Source organism: Pedobacter sp. SYP-B3415 (assembly GCF_004138205.1).
GTDB lineage: Bacteria > Bacteroidota > Bacteroidia > Sphingobacteriales > Sphingobacteriaceae > Pedobacter.
On sequence record NZ_RXNQ01000006.1, the window covers coordinates 96,765 to 116,276 of the forward strand.

At 47.6% G+C, this 19,512-nt stretch carries 14 protein-coding genes; 9 read left to right on the plus strand and 5 right to left on the minus strand.

Going from position 1 to position 19,512, the window contains the following annotated elements; all coding sequences use genetic code 11:
- Positions 1-181: 181 nt before the first annotated feature.
- Entirely contained in the window at positions 182-1,486 is a 1,305-nt protein-coding gene (locus tag EJV45_RS04220; protein ID WP_129714403.1) for a deoxyribodipyrimidine photo-lyase, read from the minus strand.
- Positions 1,486-2,460, minus strand: a complete 975-nt coding sequence (locus EJV45_RS04225) for a TIGR01777 family oxidoreductase (protein ID WP_240755191.1) — start codon at positions 2,458-2,460, stop codon at positions 1,486-1,488. The genes EJV45_RS04220 and EJV45_RS04225 overlap by 1 nt, the downstream gene beginning before the upstream one ends.
- Positions 2,461-2,585: 125 nt before the next feature.
- Between EJV45_RS04225 and EJV45_RS04230 the strand changes: the two genes are divergently transcribed.
- The 5 genes from EJV45_RS04230 (at position 2,586) to EJV45_RS04250 (ending at position 9,798) form a co-directional block, all read left to right on the plus strand.
- On the plus strand, positions 2,586-3,854 hold the full coding sequence (locus EJV45_RS04230; protein WP_129714404.1) for a DASH family cryptochrome: 1,269 nt from the start codon (positions 2,586-2,588) through the stop codon (positions 3,852-3,854).
- An 88-nt stretch (positions 3,855-3,942) separates the two neighbouring features.
- Positions 3,943-4,839, plus strand: coding sequence for a MerR family transcriptional regulator (locus EJV45_RS04235; RefSeq protein WP_129714405.1), 897 nt, complete (start codon positions 3,943-3,945; stop codon positions 4,837-4,839).
- A gap of 91 nt (positions 4,840-4,930) precedes the next feature.
- Complete coding sequence (locus EJV45_RS04240; protein ID WP_129714406.1) at positions 4,931-7,726, plus strand: 2-oxoglutarate dehydrogenase E1 component; 2,796 nt, start codon at positions 4,931-4,933, stop codon at positions 7,724-7,726.
- 40 nt (positions 7,727-7,766) lie between these two features.
- Positions 7,767-8,996, plus strand: a complete 1,230-nt coding sequence (odhB, locus tag EJV45_RS04245) for a 2-oxoglutarate dehydrogenase complex dihydrolipoyllysine-residue succinyltransferase (RefSeq protein WP_129714407.1) — start codon at positions 7,767-7,769, stop codon at positions 8,994-8,996.
- 91 nt (positions 8,997-9,087) lie between these two features.
- Entirely contained in the window at positions 9,088-9,798 is a 711-nt protein-coding gene (locus EJV45_RS04250; RefSeq protein WP_129714408.1) for a DUF2490 domain-containing protein, read from the plus strand.
- A gap of 62 nt (positions 9,799-9,860) precedes the next feature.
- Here the strand turns inward: EJV45_RS04250 and EJV45_RS04255 are convergent, their stop codons facing one another.
- The 3 genes from EJV45_RS04255 to EJV45_RS04265 all read right to left on the minus strand — a co-directional run bounded on the left by EJV45_RS04255 (position 9,861) and on the right by EJV45_RS04265 (position 14,311).
- Positions 9,861-10,619 carry a head GIN domain-containing protein gene (locus tag EJV45_RS04255; RefSeq protein WP_129714409.1) on the minus strand — a complete coding sequence of 253 codons (759 nt, stop codon included), beginning with the start codon at positions 10,617-10,619 and terminating at the stop codon, positions 9,861-9,863.
- 147 nt (positions 10,620-10,766) lie between these two features.
- Positions 10,767-12,440, minus strand: coding sequence for a M1 family metallopeptidase (locus EJV45_RS04260; RefSeq protein ID WP_129714410.1), 1,674 nt, complete (start codon positions 12,438-12,440; stop codon positions 10,767-10,769).
- A 2-nt stretch (positions 12,441-12,442) separates the two neighbouring features.
- The gene (locus EJV45_RS04265) at positions 12,443-14,311 is read right to left on the minus strand and encodes a CocE/NonD family hydrolase (protein WP_129714411.1); all 1,869 of its coding nucleotides are present in this window, start codon (positions 14,309-14,311) and stop codon (positions 12,443-12,445) included.
- Positions 14,312-14,581: 270 nt separating this feature from the next.
- On the opposite strand from EJV45_RS04265, the gene lpdA reads away from it, so the two are divergent.
- From lpdA to EJV45_RS04285, 4 genes are all read left to right on the plus strand, one after another.
- Complete coding sequence (gene lpdA, locus EJV45_RS04270) at positions 14,582-15,988, plus strand: dihydrolipoyl dehydrogenase (protein WP_129714412.1); 1,407 nt, start codon at positions 14,582-14,584, stop codon at positions 15,986-15,988.
- An 86-nt stretch (positions 15,989-16,074) separates the two neighbouring features.
- Positions 16,075-17,259 (plus strand): MFS transporter, encoded by a 1,185-nt coding sequence (locus EJV45_RS04275; RefSeq protein ID WP_240755192.1) that lies wholly within the window; start codon positions 16,075-16,077, stop codon positions 17,257-17,259.
- Positions 17,260-17,315: 56 nt separating this feature from the next.
- A complete protein-coding gene (locus EJV45_RS04280) occupies positions 17,316-18,089 on the plus strand; it encodes a prolipoprotein diacylglyceryl transferase (RefSeq protein WP_129714414.1) in 774 nt (257 codons plus the stop codon).
- Positions 18,082-19,485: a radical SAM protein gene (locus tag EJV45_RS04285; RefSeq protein WP_129714415.1), complete on the plus strand. Its 1,404-nt coding sequence runs from the start codon at positions 18,082-18,084 to the stop codon at positions 19,483-19,485. The genes EJV45_RS04280 and EJV45_RS04285 overlap by 8 nt, the downstream gene beginning before the upstream one ends.
- Positions 19,486-19,512 lie beyond the last annotated feature (27 nt).

Consider the following 19,512-nt stretch of genomic DNA (forward strand, 5'->3'; position numbering starts at 1 on the left):
AGTCATGTGGCGGTAGAAAGGGCACTAACAAAAAAATATCACAGGTCTTGAAAACGTATTGCTGGACTTTTACAAACACGTTGACGGAGCACACCCCTTGGTGAGTTTTATTGTTAAAGGATCTTAACGTCAGGGGCCGGTCATGCACAGGCGGCGTACCCAATGCGCCGTACTTCGAATACTAGCTGCCAAGCGCTTTTTTAAAAGCCTTCAGCACCCGGTCCCGGGCAAAAGTATGCTCCACAATCGGGGGGGCATACTTTTCTGTTCCATATTCCGGTACCCATCGTTTTACATACTCAAGCTTCGGATCAAACCGTTTAAGCTGTAATTCCGGGTTAAATACCCTGAAATACGGGGCAGCGTCGTTGCCGGATCCGAATGCCCATTGCCAGCCGCCTATGTTACTTGCCAGTTCATAATCGAGCAATTTCTCGGCAAAGTATGCTTCGCCCCAGCGCCAGTCGATCAGCAAGTGCTTCGTCAGGAAACTGGCAGTGACCATCCGTACCCGGTTGTGCATAAACCCTGTCTTGTTCATTTGCCGCATGCCTGCATCGACGAGCGGATAGCCTGTTTCTCCTTTGCACCAGGCTTCAAACTCCTTTCGGTTATTGCGCCACTCGACCTTATCGTATGCCGGTTTGAAATTATACGTGGCTGTTTTCGGATAGTGCCACAGAATCATCATGTAAAATTCCCTCCAGGCCAGTTCTGAAATCCAGACATCGGCCCCCGCCCCGAGGGCATTTCGAACGGCTTCCCGGATGCTGACCGTTCCAAAACGCAGATGAATGCCGATACGGCTTGTGCCCTCAACTGCGGGAAAGTCGCGCGTTTTTGCATAGTCAGCCAATTTGTCTGTATATGCCGTCCGTGATGGAAAGCCCGGATCGCTGGTTTTGAACCCAATGTCTGCCAATGCAGGGAGCTGGGGAAGTTTTCCCTTGTACAAGTTCTTTAAGTAACTTTCTGAAGGATAGGCTTTCACAAAAAAGTCATCCAGCTTCTGTTTCCACTTGCGCCAATAGGGTGTGAAAACCGTATAAGGCTTTCCGTCCGGTTTCACTATCTCATCGGTTTCGAAGATCACCTGATCTTTAAACAGGTTGAAACCAATTTTTTCGCTGCTAAGAAATTCAGCCAGGCTATCATCGCGTTCACGCGCATAAGGTTCATAATCGCGGTTGGCAAAAACCTGTTGAATATTGTAGTCTTTCACCAAAGTCGTCCATATTTCTTCTGGTTTGCCATGGCAAACCAGCATGCCGGAGCCTCGTTTTTTTAATTCAGAATCAACCCGGGTTATTTCGTGATAGATAAAGGTAACGCGTGGATCATCTTCTTTCAATTCGTCGAGAATGTTGCTGTCAAAGATAAACAGGGCCAGCACAGGGTATTCGCCTTTCAGCGCATGGTAAAGCGCAGCCTGGTCTTTTAGCCGGAGGTCGCGTCTGAGCCAGCAAATATTGATAGGATCTTTCATTATGAATCTGCTGCCGTCTGGCCGTATATCGATGCCAGAGCATCTTTCAGGTGTGTAAATTTGAAGAGAAAGCCCGCATCTAGCAGTTTCTGAACCGATGTGTTCGTACTAACAAGTGGAAGGATACTCTTTTCTCCCAGAACAAGTTTCAGCATTGCTTCGGGGACGCGGAATGGCCAGACAGGGCGATGCAATTGTCTTGCAACTGTGCGTGTAAAAGCTTCGTTTGTTACCGGGAAAGGTGCAGCAAGGTTATAGATGCCGGCTGCAGCAGGCTGTTCAAGTAAAAAACGATATGCAGAGGCTGCGTCATGAATATGCAGCCAGGGAATCCATTGTTTTCCTGATCCAAGAGGGGCACCGGCAAACAATCTGACCGGAAGCGCCAGCGTAGGCAGCGCACCGCCGTCTTTTGCAAGCACAACACCGGTGCGCAAGACAGATACCCTGACGCCCAGAAGTCTGAACTGGTCTGCCGCAAGCTCCCATTCAATACAGCAGCGTGCCATAAAATCCTTTCCCGCTTTTGACTGTTCTGTTAGCAGCTCGTCGCCGCCGTTTCCGTAATAACCTACCCCCGATGCAGAGATAAAATGCCGCAACGCAGTTCCGTGCTCGCGGGCTGTCTCATACAGTAGTTTGGCCGACTTTACCCGGCTGTCTATCACCCTGCGCTTCTGTTCATTTGTCCACCTGCCATTCGAGATTGGTTCGCCCGCAAGGTGGATGACCGTCGTTACATTCCGGAAGGCCTCGGTATCAATCTTTCCCTCTTCGGGATCCCAGGAAAAGCTCTTGAATGCAGCGGAGGCTAACGGCTTGCGCGACAAAACGGATAACTCATAACCGCTAGTCAAAAGCTGCTTGACAAGCTCGCGGCCAATTAGGCCGGAAGCTCCGGTAATCAATACACGTTCAGACATGTGTAGATAACGAACAAGCGGCGCGATGGTTTGCCCCGAGGCTGTTTTCACAAACCGTAAGACTGTTTTCTGGATGTTCGTTTAAGATTGTTGCTCTTGTGTAAATATTAAGTTTCCTTCTCTGCTTCAGAAAATAAATGCTATATTTTTGCACTATCCATCGTACAACACACCGGATGAACGGAAAAAAAATACTTGTTTGGTTTAGAAATGATCTTCGCCTGCATGACAACGAGATAGTCCTCGAGGCACTCGCGAAGTCTGAGGAGATTCTGCCTGTATATGTATTTGATCCGCGGCATTATGAGACGGTAAATGGTTTCCAGAAAACCGGCCAGATCCGCGCCCGTTTTATCATCGAAAGTGTGGCGGCGCTGAAGGCTTCGCTGGAAGCAATTGGCGGCAATCTTCTTGTGCGAAGCGGTTATCCTGAGGAGCTGATACCTGGGCTTGTGAGGGAGTACGAGATCAATGAAGTATATCATCACCGGGAGGTTGCAGCAGAAGAGACGCGGATTTCAGCGCGCGTTGAAGATGCATTATGGAAGCTGAAGATCAACCTCAAACATTTTATAGGTCATACGCTATACAACAAAGAGGATTTGCCTTTTCCTATTAAGGATATTCCTGATGCTTTCAACCAGTTTAAAAAGAAGACTGAGCGTGATGCGGTTATTAAGCCATGTTTTGAGGCGCCGGAGCGCGTTTCTGTGGTGCAGGCATCAGATTGGGGAACAATTCCTGAGCTTCAGACCCTCGGTTATCAGGATTTTGTTCGCGATGAGCGGGATGCGTTCAATATGACCGGCGGCGAAGCGGCCGGACTAACTTATCTTCGAAAATTTATAGATTCATCTGCTGCGGTTCAGGGCAAAAACAAGGTGCTCCCCTCACGCATGTCTGCATGGCTGGCGCTCGGTTGCGTATCGCCGAGGAAAATCTACTGGTCAATCAAACAAGCCGAACAACGGTTCGGTGCACGGAACCATTTCAACCAGGTTATCATCGGTCTGCTGTGGCGCGATTACTTCCGCTTCATGTTCAAGAAACATGGAAATACGTATTTCAAGAAAGGTGGCTTTAAGAACGAAGCTCCGCCCGAAGCGCGGAATCAAAGCAGTCTCTTTAAGAAATGGAAACAGGCACAAACGGGACATGGCGTAATCGATGCGATCATGAATGAGCTGAACTTTACCGGCTTCATTTCGCACTCAGCCAGGCAACTCGTTGCGGTTTATCTGGTTTACGAACTGAAAGTAGACTGGACACTTGGCGCATCATACTTTGAAGAGAAGCTGATCGATTATTGCCCGGCAAGCAACTGGGGAAACTGGGCAGGAATGAGCGGTGTTGGCAGTGACCAGAAAAATAAGGGAAGTTTTGATCTTGAGAAAGAAGTGAAAAACATTGACCCTGAAGGACTTTACGCATCTACCTGGTCCTGAGTGAAAAAAGGCAAAATAGCCGAAACAAACTAAACAGAAAAAGGTTTTAATACTAATTTGTTTAAGTTTGCTTTAAAATCAGGGTTAATTGAGAAAATTCTCCATAAGTGACATCGAAAATTTAACCGGGATCAAAGCCCATACAATACGTATCTGGGAGTTGAGGTATAATCTCGTGCCTGCAAAACGAACCGCTACAAACATTCGTTATTATAACGAAGACGATCTGAAGCAATTGTTGAACATTGCTACATTAAATGAAAGCGGTTATAAGATCAGCAAGATCGCTAAACTGGGGCAGGAAAAAATAAATTCGCTGGTTGCACAGCTTCAGGCCAACAGGACCAATGATGCTGTGCAGGTTCAGATGCTGTCGAATGCGGTATTGCAATATGACGAGGCTGCGTTTAATAAGATACTGGATGGTTGTGTATCCGAACATGGGTTAACCAATACCATGGATCAGGTGCTTTTTCCTTTTATGAAAAAAATAGGGATGCTCTGGCAAACCAAAACAATAAATCCATCTCACGAACATTTTGCATCGAACCTGATCCGTGAACGTATTATTGTCGAAATTGAAAAACTGGGCAGCCGGCAGGATGAAAATCCAAGACGTTTTCTGCTGTTCCTTCCGGAGGAAGAAAGCCATGAGACCGGTCTCATCTTTGCGCGTTATCTGCTGAAATCATGCGGGCATGAAACCCTGTATCTGGGGCCCAATGTTGATTACGATGACTTAAAGGCGGTAGTAGCCCACTATAAACCCGATTTTGTGCTGTCGGTGCTTACTTCGCTTCGGCTGGACAAAGACCTGAATAAAATGCTCGAAAAACTGATGCATTATCTGGACGTTCCGCTTATCGTTGCAGGGAGCCTGATTTCAGAATTTGATATTGTAACCAACGACCGTCTGATCCCGCTGAAAAACGTCTGCGAACTTGTTGATTTTGCCAGCCAGCTGGCTAATCCGGCACGGTCTTAGGGCAGCCTTTTTTGTTAAATTAATTGGACTATTCATAGGCATTTACGGGCTAAAGTCCTAATTTTGCCAAGCTATATAAACAACAATTGTAATGGATCATTTTTCCTATCTGAACGGTGCAAATGCCGAATATATTGAGTCATTATATCAGTCCTATCAAAAAGATCCTGCTTCAGTTGAATTTGGCTGGCAGAAATTTTTTGAAGGTTTCGATTTCGGCCGGGGCGCGGAGTCGTCTACCGTAAGTGCAGATACACCTGAGCATTTCCTGAAAGAAGTTAACGTGCTGAACCTGATTGACGGGTACCGTACACGAGGGCATCTTTTTACACATACAAACCCGGTCCGCGAGCGCAGAAAACACCTGCCTACGCTTGACCTCTCGAACTTTGGTCTTTCTGATGCCGATCTGGACACTGTATTTAATGCAGGTGTGGAAATTGGTATCGGTCCGGCGAAGCTGAAAGATATTATCAGTTTGCTCGAACAAACTTACAAACGTTCTATCGGAGCGGAATTTAAATTTCTCCGGACACCGGAAGTATTGAACTGGCTCCAGGGAAAGATGGAATCGGTACGCAACACGCCCAACTTTTCAATAGAAGACAAGAAAAGAATTCTTACCAAGCTGAACCAGGCCGTAAGTTTTGAAAACTTCCTGGGGACAAAGTTTCTCGGACAAAAACGTTTTTCGCTGGAGGGGGCCGAAGCGCTGATTCCTGCACTTGATTCGGTCATTGAAAAGGGCGCTGATCTTGGTATCGAAGAATTTGTAATTGGTATGGCGCACCGCGGAAGGCTGAATGTGCTGGCCAACATTATGCAAAAAACGTATAAAGACATATTTGCAGAGTTTGAAGGCAAAGGTTACAGTGCCGATTCTCCGTTCGGCGGCGACGTAAAATATCACCTCGGATACTCGACCGACGTAAATACGAACGACGGGAAAAGCGTTCACCTGAGCCTTTGTCCGAACCCTTCACACCTCGAAACTGTGAATAGCGTGGTTGAGGGGATGACCCGTTCGAAGATCGATTTTAAATATGGCGGCGATAATGCCCGCATTGCGCCAATTCTGATTCATGGCGATGCATCGATTGCCGGACAGGGGATCGTTTACGAAGTTATACAGATGGCGGGCCTGGAAGGATACAAAACAGGCGGAACCATTCACCTGATCATCAACAACCAGATCGGCTTTACAACAAACTACAAAGATGCCCGTACCAGTACATATTGTACAGATATTGCTAAGGTTACCCTTTCGCCGGTATTCCATGTAAACGGCGACGATGTCGAGGCACTTGTCTATGCGATCAATCTGGCCATGGAATATCGCCAGAAGTACCGCAATGACGTATTTATCGACATCTTGTGTTACCGCCGTTTTGGGCACAATGAGTCTGACGAGCCTAAATTCACCCAGCCGCTTCTTTATAAAACCATTGAGAAGCACCCAAATCCAAGGGAGATCTATGTACAGCAGCTCACTAAGGAAGGCAAACTAGAGGCGGGCCTGGCGAAAGACATGGAAAAGGAATTCCGGGCCATGCTGCAGGAACGGCTGAACGAAGCAAAAGAGATACAAACAACAAATACCGAAGTGAAATTTGGCGGTGCATGGGCAGATATGCGCATGTCTACACCAAATGACTTTTTGGAATCGCCGGATACTTCTGTTAAACAAACAACTTTACTCGAAGTCGGTAAACGGATTACGACGCTTCCGGCAGAGAAGAAATTCTTCAGGAAGATTGAGAAACTGTTTGAAGAGCGCCGGAAAATGGTTGAAGAAACACACGTGTTCGACTGGGCGCTTGGTGAGCAACTGGCGTATGGAACACTACTTGCAGAAGGCAAACGTGTCAGGCTTAGCGGACAGGACGTTGAGCGTGGTACTTTTTCACACCGGCATGCTGTGCTGACGCTTGAGGATTCAGAAGAAGAATACATCCCGCTGGCCAATTTATCAGATCAGCAGGCAGCTTTTGATATTTACAACTCGCACCTGTCTGAATACGGCGTTCTCGGATTCGAGTATGGTTATGCAATGGCCAATCCGAATGCACTCACAATCTGGGAAGCCCAGTTTGGCGACTTCTTTAACGGTGCGCAAATTGTGATTGACCAATACATCGCAAGCGCAGAGACCAAATGGCAGCGTGAAAACGGCCTGGTCATGCTGCTTCCGCATGGTTATGAAGGGCAAGGCCCCGAGCACTCATCTGCACGTATTGAGCGTTTCATGGAATTATGTGCTGATTACAATATGCAGGTAGTGAATTGTACAACGCCGGCTAACTTCTTCCACGTACTTCGCAGGCAATTTAAACGCGACTTCAGGAAGCCTCTGGTTGTCTTCTCGCCGAAAAGCCTGCTTCGTAATCCGAACTGTGTATCAAAGCTTGAAGAGTTTACAAGCGGCGGCTTCAAAGAGGTTATAGCAGACCCGAACGTCAAGGCTGAAAACGTAAAACGTGTTATTTTCTGCAGCGGCAAGATCTACTATGAACTTGCTGAAAAACAAAAGGCAGATAACATCAACAATGTTGCGGTAGTGCGTTTAGAGCAATTGTACCCAACACCTGTCGAAAAGATGGAAGCTGTGATGGCCAAATATAAAAATGCAGATGATCTTGTCTGGGTTCAGGAAGAGCCCGAGAATATGGGTGCATGGCCGTACCTGCTAAGAAGACTCCGTAAAACCTCGTTAAATAAAATTGACGTAATTTCGCGGAAGGAAAGCAGCAGTACAGCTACCGGTTATGCAAAACAGCACGCAAACCAGCAGGCCTATATTCTGGCAAAGGCATTTGAGATGCCGGTTACCGACAAGGAAAAGAAAATTGCTAAAAAGTCGGTGAACAAAGTTGCCAGTGTAGATTAACCATACCATCGTCATTACATTTAGAATAATCGCATAAAATATGAGTATAGAAATAAAAGTTCCGCCCGTAGGTGAATCGATCACCGAAGTCGTTTTATCCCGCTGGATAAAAAATGATGGTGAAGCCGTTGAGATGGATGAAGTGATTGCAGAGCTGGAATCTGACAAAGCCACATTTGAACTCACTGCTGAACAGGCAGGAACTTTGAAAACCATTGCCGCCGAAGGCGATACGCTTGAAATCGGCGCTGTGGTATGTACGATTGAGGCAGGCGGCGCAACCGCTCCTAAAAAGGAAGAGGCGGCTTCAGAACCTGCTGCAGCTGCTGACTCTAAGACCGAAGCCCCTGCAAAAGAATCAAAAGAAAGTTACGCCTCCGGCACACCGTCGCCTGCTGCAGGAAAGATCCTGGCAGAAAAGGGCGTCGATCCTGCAAGCGTTCAGGGTACTGGTGTAGATGGACGCATTACCAAAGAGGATGCACAAAAAGCAGAAGCTGCAAAAAAATCTGAACCAGTTAAAGCCGCAAGTCCTGCTGCAAACACCACGGCTGCTGCACCGGCCGGCGCGCGCTCCGAGAGACGTGAAAAGATGTCTCCTTTGCGTAAGACCGTTGCTAAACGCCTGGTGTCAGTGAAAAACGAAACCGCGATGCTGACCACGTTCAATGAGGTTAATATGAAACCTATCATGGACCTGCGCGGTAAATACAAAGATCAGTTTAAGGAAAAACACGGTGTTGGTCTCGGTTTCATGAGCTTTTTTACAAAAGCAGTAACCGAAGCGCTTAAGGATTTCCCTGCTGTAAACGCACGCATTGAAGGTGAGGAAGTTGTTTACAATAATTTTGCAGACATCTCCATTGCTGTTTCGGCACCAAAGGGTCTCGTGGTTCCTGTTGTACGTAATGCTGAAAGTAAGAGCCTTGCTGAAATAGAAAAGGCAGTCCTGGAACTCGCACTAAAAGCACGCGAAAACAAACTGAGCATTGAAGAGATGACAGGAGGAACATTTACCATTACCAATGGTGGTGTGTTTGGTTCAATGATGTCTACACCGATTATCAACGCACCTCAGTCTGCTATTTTAGGAATGCATAACATCGTTGAGCGTCCGGTAGCCGAGAAAGGCGAGGTTGTGATCAGGCCGATGATGTATGTAGCCCTTTCTTATGATCACCGCATCATTGACGGGCGGGAATCTGTCGGTTTCCTGGTGCGCGTAAAACAGCTGCTTGAAGACCCTGCACGTTTGTTGCTGGGCGTTTAAAAAATATATTCACTACCCAAAGGTTGTTTACAGCATCCCGGCGTTTTCAACGTTTTGATGCCTGAAAACAACCTTTTTTCATTTTATGCTTATGCGTTTCGACAAACTTATCATTGCCCTCTTGTTTCTTCTGCCCTGTGTTGCATTTGGCCAGACAATAAAACAGAATACAGGCTGGGGCCTCTTTATGAACAATACCCGGATCAATGAAAAGTGGGGTGCCTACCTCGATGTCCAGGTTCGGAGCCATGACGACTGGGACGGTGTACGCAGCATTCTTGTTCGCCCGGGGGTTCAATATTTTTTTAATAAAAACCACAACCTTATTGTAGGTTATCTTTATACGCCGACCTTTCTTAACATGGATGGCTTTACAGACAACGTCCAGACTGAGCACCGCATCTGGGAGCAATACATCTTCACACATAATCTCAAAACAGCAGGCCTTACGCACCGTGCGCGGCTTGAGCAGCGGTTTATTGAGGGTTTGAACGGAGGGGAAGACATCTTTTCTCAGCGCTTCAGGTATTTTTTTCGCGCTGTGATACCTTTCAGGAAACCTGAAAGCGCCTTTAGTGAAGGTTTTTTCGGAGCGATTCAGGATGAGGTGTTTTTGAATATACAGAACAAGGACCTGCTCAATGGCCGGACCTTCGATCAGAACCGGGCCTACGGCGCCCTTGGTTACCGATTTAATAAGGCACTTGATGTTGAGCTGGGATACATGAATCAGGCAATAAAAGGCCGAAGCAGCAATACTGTAAATAACATCGTTCAGTTGGCCGTTTATACGAGATTTTAGAAGCAAAAAAAAAACGCCCGGGCCGATGGCCTGGACGTTGTTGCTTTATGTGTGTGAAAGCGCTATAGTTTTCTTACGCTGCCTGAGCCTGCTACACGCTGCTGCACGGCAGGATTACCTGCATACCTGATATTTCCTGAACCGCTGATGGCAGCATCAAGGCTTTTTGATACCGTCATTGCAATATTTCCTGATCCGCTGATTGCTGCCTGAAGATTCGAAACGCGCAGGTTCCGTGCGTTAAAATTTCCTGATCCACTGATTGCTACCTCTGCACTGCCAGCACTGCCGCCGATATCAATGCTGCCCGATCCGCTGATCGCACCCTCAAGTTTGCCGGTTGTATTGGCTGTGGCTGAAATCTTACCCGAACCGCTTAAAACAGCTGAAAGGGAAGAGCCGGAGATGGTCCCCTCAACGCTCATGTTTCCGGAACCAGCCATAATGAGCTGTCTTAACTTTCTGGCCGTGATGTATGCAGTCACGCTTGCATTGCGGTGCCGTTTTTCCCAGTCCCCCCATTTTTTAGACCTTGGTTTGATAACCAGCACACCATCTTCTTTCTCTGTGATCAGCTCAGCAATGGCCTCACGATCTCCTTCAAACCGGATTGATTCGCTGTTTCCAAGTCTGATCACTACGTCTATACTTCCGCCGGACGCTATGCCGTCAAAGTCTTTGACTTGTTCCTGTTTCAGGTGGATCGAATTGTTGCCCGCCGAAGTAACAGCAGCCTTCGTTGAGTAAGAGAGCACAATGATCAGGGCAAAGAGCGCAGAAAGGGCGGACCGTGCCGGATTGGGGGAAATCATCTTTTTCATTTTCCTGGTTTTTTCTAAGGTTTAAGAGCGTTTTATTATAAGACGCAGGGTTTCACGATTCGTTGCATCCGAGGGAAAATTTAACATTTTGTTTCTGTGCCACAGATCTTCCAGAAAACAAAAATCCCCGGCCTGGCCGGGGATTTCCTACTTAATCATTTGTAATGAGATATAAAAGTTGGGGTCAACCATGAATTTGTCTTCTGTTACAGGCGCGGCCAGCTTGATTGCTTTCCAGCTTGTGCCAGGTTTGATCCATTTGAACGTTTTGCCGTCTGCAGACACCTTAAGCGGCATATTAAAGTTTTTTAACACATTGGCCCACCGGCAGCTCAATTGATTGTTCACGATCTTATACTCGAGCAATGGCGGTTTGGTCTGACGAAGATACTGGTCAAATACTGCCGACAAATCAAGCCCCGCATGTTTACTGATGTAATTCTCGATCTCTGCGGTTGTTACCGTGCGGTGGTAAAAGGTCTTGCCCAGTCCCCGGAGGATCTGTCTGAACTTTTCGTCGTTATCGATTAACTGGCGGATGGTGTGGATCATATTAGCGCCCTTTGCATACATGTCGCCTGATCCTTCCTTGTTTACATGGTACGGGCCGATGATCGGAATGTCATTCTGAATGTTTTGTCTGATTCCCTGAACATAGGCTGAACCCGTAGCTTTGTTTTCCATGCTTTCCAGAAAAAGTGCTTCAGAATAATTGGTAAAACCCTCATGCACCCACATGTCGGCAATGTCTTTTGATGTGATGTTATTTCCAAACCATTCGTGGCCACTTTCATGCACGGTTATAAAATCGAACTTGAGTCCATGGCCGGTTCCGCTCAGGTCGCGTCCCAGGTAACCGTTTCTAAAAAGATTGCCATAAGCCACGGCACTCTGGTGTTCCATACCGAGATGCGGGGCCTGCACCAGTTTATAGCTGTCCTCATAAAAAGGGTAGGGCCCAAACCAGTGTTCAAAAGATTTAAGCATGGGTTTAACATCCCGGTCCCAATGCGGTTTAGCTTTAACGCTGTCTTCTGCAAGCGACCAGAAATCAAGGTCAAGCTTACCTTTTTCTCCCTCGTAACTGTCTGACCAGTGCGCGTACTTGCCTATATAAAACGTTACGTTATAATTGTTGATCGGATTATTAACAAACCAATTGTATTGCACATAACCGTCTTTCAGGTCGGTAATGCTGCGCAGCCGGCCATTGCTGATTTCCTGCAGGCCTTTCGGCACGGCAATGCTGATGAGCATGCTGTCGACCTCATCGCTCTGGTGATCTTTATTTGGCCACCAGACACTTGCACCGAGACCCTGACAGGCTACAGACGCCCAGGGATTCCCTGATTTGTCTTTTTTATAGATAAAACCCCCATCCCAGGGAGCGTTCTTTGCAACCTTTGGTGTGCCCGAATAGAAGACGGTAAAGCTGGCCTTGCTGCCTTTTTTGATCATTGACGGGAAGTCGACGAAGACAGCTGCAGCTTCGCGCGTAAATGGCAGATCCCGGTTTTGAAAGACGACCCTCTCCACGTTTAGCTCGGGGAAAAGATCGAACTGGAGGCGTTTAAAATCCTGCGTAGCAGTAAAGGCAAACAGGTTGCTGCCGCCAACGCTTTTTTTGTCCAGATCCATGCGTACATCAAGGTGGTAATAATTGATGTCATAACAGGTGCGGAGTGCGGTGAGTTTGCCACGAAGGCTGTCTGCGCGGGTGTGTACTTCTTTCGGCTGCATCAATTGACCATTGGCGCCGAGAGCGCAAAGTACCGGTATGAGCAGCAACAGTTTCCTGGCGGATAAAAAATGAACTTTCATAATTAGTTGTTGAGCACGGTTATTTGTATCGAAGAGGCGTTGTTAACATCGTGGAAAATACGGTGGGTGGCTTTCTGAAAATCGGCCGGCTCCGCTTCATAGATGTTCATAAATTTTTGCGGATTGCGGTCAGCAAGCGGGAACCAGGAGTTTTGCACCTGGATCATGATGCGGTGTCCTTTCTTGAAGGTGTGTGCTACGTCAGGCAACGCATATTTTACATGGGTAACCATTCCGGGTGTAAAGGGCTCAGGTTTTTCAAAGCTGTTGCGGTACTTGCCGCGCATAATTTCTCCGCGCACCAGCATCTGGTAGCCGCCCATAATGATATTGCGCGGATTTGGCTTAGGATCAGGCTCATCTTCCGGGTACACGTCAATCAGCTTCACGACGTAATCGGCATCGGTTCCGGAGGTAGAAACAGCCAGATCGGCCAGCAGCGGACCAGCCAACGTAATGTCTTCAGTAAGTACTTCGCTCTGATAAACCGCTACATCCGGGCGTCGGGCAGCGAAGCGCTGATCATCAATCATGTATTCGCGCGTTCTGCGTTGTTGCACGCCATCCTGGTAGGGAACAGGGTAGTTGGGATCGCTTACGTATTCCTTCCAGCTGTCTGTTCGCTGTGGTTTTTCAAATCCAAGCTTCCCTCCTGGCTGTAAAAAGAGCGTTTTCTGTTCGCTTTCTTTTGGTGGCCATGCGCTGAACTTATTCCAGGTATTGCTCCCCGTAACGAAAATTGTCGCTTCTGCCGGGTTAAACTTGCCTTCGCCCTTCAGATGATATTTGAAAAAAGGAAGCTCCATTTCCTGCTGGTACCAGGTACTGGTTTTTTGCCCGAAATGAATGTCGCCAAAATAGTCTCCCGGCGAGCGTACCCAGCCGCCGTGGTACCAGGGCCCCGCAACGAGGATATTGTTTGCGGCCGGATTCTGTTTTTCTATTGCCTTATAGGTTGCAAAGGTACCATAGGCGTCTTCGGCATCAAAGAACCCGCCGACGACCATTACAGCCGGTTTGACATTCTTCAGGTGTGGTGTAATCAGGCGGGCTTTCCAGAATGTGTCCAGATCGGGATGTTTGAAGAGATTGTTCCAGAAGCGGATACTATCGCCGAAATAACGTTCCTTGAGATTTTTAACGCTGCCGGCTTCGAGATAAAACCGGTAGTTATCCGGCACAGGAAAGTTAAATGGTTTCGGGCCGTGATCAGGTGTGATGGGTTTAGGACGCGGAACGCCGAAGGTAGACATGAAACCAAAGGCATCCATCAGAAAAAGTGCGCCGTTATGATGAAAGTCGTCGCCGATAAACCAGTCTGTAACAGGCGCCTGCGGGGAAACGGCTTTCAGCGCAGGGTGGGCATCAGGCAGCGCGGTGGTTGAATAAAAGCCTGGATAGGATATGCCATAAATTCCCGCTTTACCATTGTTGCCTTTTATGTTTTTTAACAACCAATCGATCGTATCATACGTGTCTGAACTCTCATCGATGTGTTTTTTGGAGGTCTTTTTCGGAACATGCGGCCTGATATCATCAAAGGTGCCCTCGCTCATCCAGCGGCCGCGAACATCCTGGTAAACGAAGATGAATCCCTCACGGACAAATAACGGATCCGGACCTAGCGCAGTTTTCATGGCTTTGCCATATGGCGCTACCGTGTATGGTGTCCGGTTGATAAGAAAGGGGTATTTTTTTGACTGGTCTTTCGGCAGATAGATGGATGTAAACAATTTTGCCCCATCGCGCATGGGGATCTGTCTCTCTATCTTTGTGTAGTTTTGTGCAATGTAGGCCGAGTCGGTCTCCTGTGCATCGGCCGTGAGGCTAACTAAAAAGAGCGCTGCAAAAAGTAATAATCTGAAATTCATTAGAGCTGTTGGCGTTAGTGGCTAAGGTTTGGAATAAATGTCTGTAATTGCTGACCGCAGAACGGAAAGTAGCGAATTCATGACCAGTCAGGTTGATGCGCTAAGATATGCAATGTTCATTTGCGATGCTGTAAAACAAGGTAAAAGATTTGTTAGCCGGATTGACGTGGTGTTAGAACCAGCCGCGTTAGAGATGGCAATCAGGACGCTAAGTTCCTGCTGCTTTGTTGCTTTTTTCTTACCTTTGCACGAATAAAAACTCGAAATTATATGCAATACGACGTCGTTGTGATCGGTTCCGGTCCAGGTGGATATGTTGGTGCAATCCGTTGTGCCCAGTTAGGACTCAAAACTGCGGTCATTGAAAAGTATAAGACTTTTGGTGGAACCTGTCTGAATGTGGGGTGTATCCCGTCTAAGGCGCTGCTGGACTCATCAGAGCATTTTCATAACGCCGCGCATACATTTGGCACCCATGGCATCAACCTGAAGGAATTGTCTGTAGATATGAAGCAGATGATTGCCCGTAAAGATGATGTTGTTCAGCAAAACACAGCCGGAATACAATACCTCTTCAAGAAAAATAAAATTGACAGTTACCAGGGCGTTGGTTCATTTAAAGATAAAAATACCCTGATCATAAAAAATGATGAAGGTAAAGAAGAAACAATCACTACAAAAAATGTGATCATTGCGACTGGTTCCAAGCCTACCGCGCTGCCATTTTTACCAATAGACAAGAAACGCATCATTACTTCGACTGAAGCATTGAATCTGCAGGAAGTTCCAAAACATCTGATTGTAATCGGAGGTGGCGTTATTGGCCTTGAACTTGGTTCGGTATACGCCAGGCTGGGCGCAAAGGTCTCTGTTGTGGAATACCTTAAGTCGATCATTCCAACTATGGATGGTGGTCTTGGCAAAGAATTGCAGCGTGTACTGAAAAAATCTTTGGGCATGGAGTTTTACCTTGGTCATAAAGTAACGGGTGCAACGGCAAGCGGCGATGCTGTAACTGTTTCAATGGAAAATACAAAAGGGGAGCCGGTTACGCTTGAGGGCGATTACTGTATCGTTGCTGTTGGCCGGACGGCGTATACTGATGGCCTGGGTCTTGAAAACATCGGTATCAGGACGGAAGAGCGCGGAAATAAAATTTCTGTAAATGCGCACCTTGAAACCAGTGTGGAAGGCGTTTATGCGATCGGCGATGTGATCAAAGGAGCGATGCTTGCTCATAAAGCTGAAGATGAAGGTATCTATGTAGCCGAAAGGATTGCCGGTCAGAAACCACACATCAATTATAACCTGATTCCGGGTGTTGTTTATACCTGGCCGGAGGTTGCATCTGTTGGCGAAACCGAAGAGCAATTGAAAGAGCGTGGGGTTCAGTTCAAGGCAGGTTCTTTTCCGTTTAAGGCCAGCGGCCGCGCGAAGGCAAGTATGGACACGGACGGTTTTGTGAAGGTTCTCGCTGATGCAAAAACAGACGAAATACTGGGTGTTCACATGATCGGACCAAGAGCCGCGGATATGATTGCAGAAGCTGTTGTGGCTATGGAGTTCCGGGCTTCTGCAGAAGACATTGCACGGATCTGTCATGCACACCCTACCTATACGGAAGCGTTAAAAGAGGCAGCACTGGCAGCCACAGATAACAGGCCTATCCATATTTAAAAATTGATGATGGCCCGTAACACGGGCCATTTTTTTTATGTTATGAAGGCCGCTTTGCTACAGAGCGGTTAATTATTGTTAAGATTTTGGGAGACCAGATAACAAGAGATGGTAAAGCGTATACCGGGCGATTGAGTCACCCGAACCGGGTGCGCCTGGCCGTGTCGTTATTCTATTTTGGTCAGGGTATTGCCTTCGCTTCCTGGGCCAGCCGTATACCTGATATAAAAAATGTGCTTAATCTGTCTGACGCGCAGCTTGGCAGCATCCTGTTGGCACTACCACTGGGGCAATTGGTGACCATGCCTTTCTCTGGTCGGCTTGTTACGCGTTTTGGCAGCGAAAAGGTTTTGACAGCAGCTGTTCCGCTGTATGGGTTCGGGCTGACCAATCTGGGTCTTGCAGCTTCAGACTGGCAGCTTTTTTTGTTTCTGTTTCTTTTTGGTGTGGTCGGCAATATGTGTAACATATCGTTGAACACGCAGGGGGTGGCAGCTGAGAAACTTTTTCCAAAACCGATCATGACGTCATTTCATGGCGTATGGAGTGTGGCGGGTTTTACCGGAGCGCTGCTCGGCCTGCTGATGATCAACCTGCATATTCAGCCCTATATCCATTTTTGGATTATAGCGCTACTGCTATGGCTGAACGTGTTTCTTAATTTCAAATACCTGGCTGGAGGGATTGACCCGGCAGCTCAGACAAGGAAAAAGTTCCTTAGTAAACCTGAAAGCATGCTGATCCAGCTGGGCGTAATCGGTTTCTGCAGCATGGCCACAGAAGGCGCTATGTTTGACTGGAGCGGCGTTTATTTCAGGGAGATCGTACACGCGCCCTCTTCGCTGGTTGTGCTCGGTTATGCTTCGTTCATGATCATGATGGCCACCGGACGGTTTGTTGGCGACCGGCTGATCAATTATTTCGGCAGACGAAGACTGATGCAGATCAGCGGGTTGACGATCTCAACAGGAATGTTTTTGTCTGTGTTCTTACCCTACCTGGTGCCGGCTACAATCGGGTTCATGCTTGTAGGCCTGGGTGTGTCGAGTATCGTTCCGACCGTGTACAGTGTTGCCGGTAAAAATGCAAAGGTTGCTCCCGGAATGGCTATCGCTATGGTATCGAGTGTCAGCTATCTCGGTTTTCTAATGGGGCCGCCGCTGATCGGTTATATCTCTGCGCTTTCTAATCTCCAATATTCATACGCAGTCATCGGTTGTTTTGGTTTACTGATGTGTTTTATGGTCGGACGGATCAGGGCCATCAGCTAAGCCCGGCTTCACCGGATATTTCCTTACATTAGCAGCAGCCTAAAAAATCCGGTCAATTGAGCTTTCCATTTACATTCGAACTGGGTGGTCACACCATTTACCTGCATGCTATCACCGAATGGCTCGCTATATTTGCTGGGTTCCGGTACTACCTGCTGCTCCGCAGGAAGCAGGGCGACCAGATTACCAGCGAAACGCGGATATGGATCATTATCGGAGCTATGTTTGGTGCACTGGCCGGCAGCCGGCTGGTTGGGGGTTTGGAAAATTATCCCGAAATGGCTGCTTCAACACAAAAGGCATTCTATTTTTTCAGCAACAAAACCATCGTCGGTGGTTTGCTCGGTGGCTTGTTTGGTGTCGAGTTCACGAAGGCTATTGCAGGGGAGCATAAAAGATCAGGTGATCTGTTCGTATTCCCGATTATTCTCGCATTGATCATTGGCCGGACGGGCTGTTTCAGCATGGGCCTCGCAGAACAAACATACGGGCTCAGAACAGGGCTGCCATGGGGAATCGACCTGGGTGACGGCATACCCAGACACCCGGTCTGCCTGTATGAGATTTTCTTTTTGGTGCTGCTTTGGTTATCTTTAAGCTGGCTTAAGGCAAAGCAGCCACCGCAATCAGGCGGTCTGTTCAGAATTTTTATGATCAGTTACCTGATTTTTCGCTTTATGCTCGATTTTATAAAACCACATTTTACCTGGAGCGCCGGCTTGTCGACGATACAGTTTGCATGCCTTGCCGGCCTTGTCTGGTACATTTACGATAGCCTGAGCACGATGAAACGCGCTCAACAGATTAAACAAACCCAACCTGATGCCTGAAAGACCTTACACCTATTATGATTTTACCCTCAGTCTGTGCCCACACTGTCTAAAGCGCATTGATGCCAAAATCGTTTTCCAGGATAATAAAGTATACATGCACAAGACGTGCCGTGAGCACGGATTTATGCGTGTTTTAATTGCGTCTGATGTGGAATACTATAAAAATATCCGCAACTATAATAAACCTTCAGAGGTCCCGCTGAAGTTTAATACGACCACGCATTATGGCTGTCCGTACGATTGCGGTCTGTGTGCCGACCACGAGCAACACAGTTGTCTGACCGTTGTTGAGATAACCGACCGCTGCAACCTGAGCTGCCCGACCTGTTACGCCATGAGCTCCCCGCACTACGGAAGGCACCGTACGCTACAGGAGGTAGAGCGCATGTTTGATCTTATCGTGGAAAACGAAGGTAAGCCCGACGTGGTGCAGATTAGCGGAGGTGAGCCAACCGTTCATCCCGACTTCTTTGCCATACTTGACATTGCCAAAACCAAGCCGATCAAACACCTGATGGTAAATACAAACGGTATACGTATAGCCAAAGACCTCGACTTTACCCGCAGGCTTGCGTCATACATGCCAGACTTCGAGATTTATCTTCAGTTTGATTCGTTCAGACCAGAGGTCCTGATGCAGATGCGCGGGCAGGATCTTACCGATGTACGGATCAAAGCACTTGAGCACCTGAATGAAGTAAATCTCTCGACTACGCTTGTGGTCACGCTCCAGCAGGGGCAGAATGACGATGAGATCGGTCAGATTATCGATTTTGGGTTAAAACAGTGCTGCGTAAGGGGCGTAACTTTCCAGCCTACACAAGTTGCGGGAAGGCTCGAAAATTTTGATCCTGCAACAGACCGCATTACGATGACTGATGTGAGGCAAAAGATTCTTGACCAAAGCCCGGTCTTTCAGGAAAACGACCTTATCCCGGTGCCCTGTAATCCGGATGCGCTGGTGATGGGTTATGCCCTCAAGCTTGGTGGGCAGGTATTTCCGATGACCCGTTATGTAGACCCGGCACATCTCCTGAACAATAGCCGCAATACCATTGTTTATGAACAGGACGCAACCCTGCACGAGCACATGATCAAAATCTTCAGTACAGGAATTTCCGTAGACCGCGTACAGGAGAACATCAACGACCTGATGTGCTGTTTGCCACAGATCGAGGCACCGGGACTAAGCTATGATAACCTGTTTCGGATCATCATCATGCGGTTTATAGATGCTTACGATTTCGATGTAAGATCGATCAAGAAAAGCTGCGTGCATATTGTACACAAAGATGGCAGGATTATTCCCTTCGAAACCATGAACCTGCTTTACCGTGATGAGAAGGAAGATCAGCTTAAACAATTGCAGGCACAGGCCGCAGGACTGATATGAACAATTTTTGGAAATATACGCTGGTAT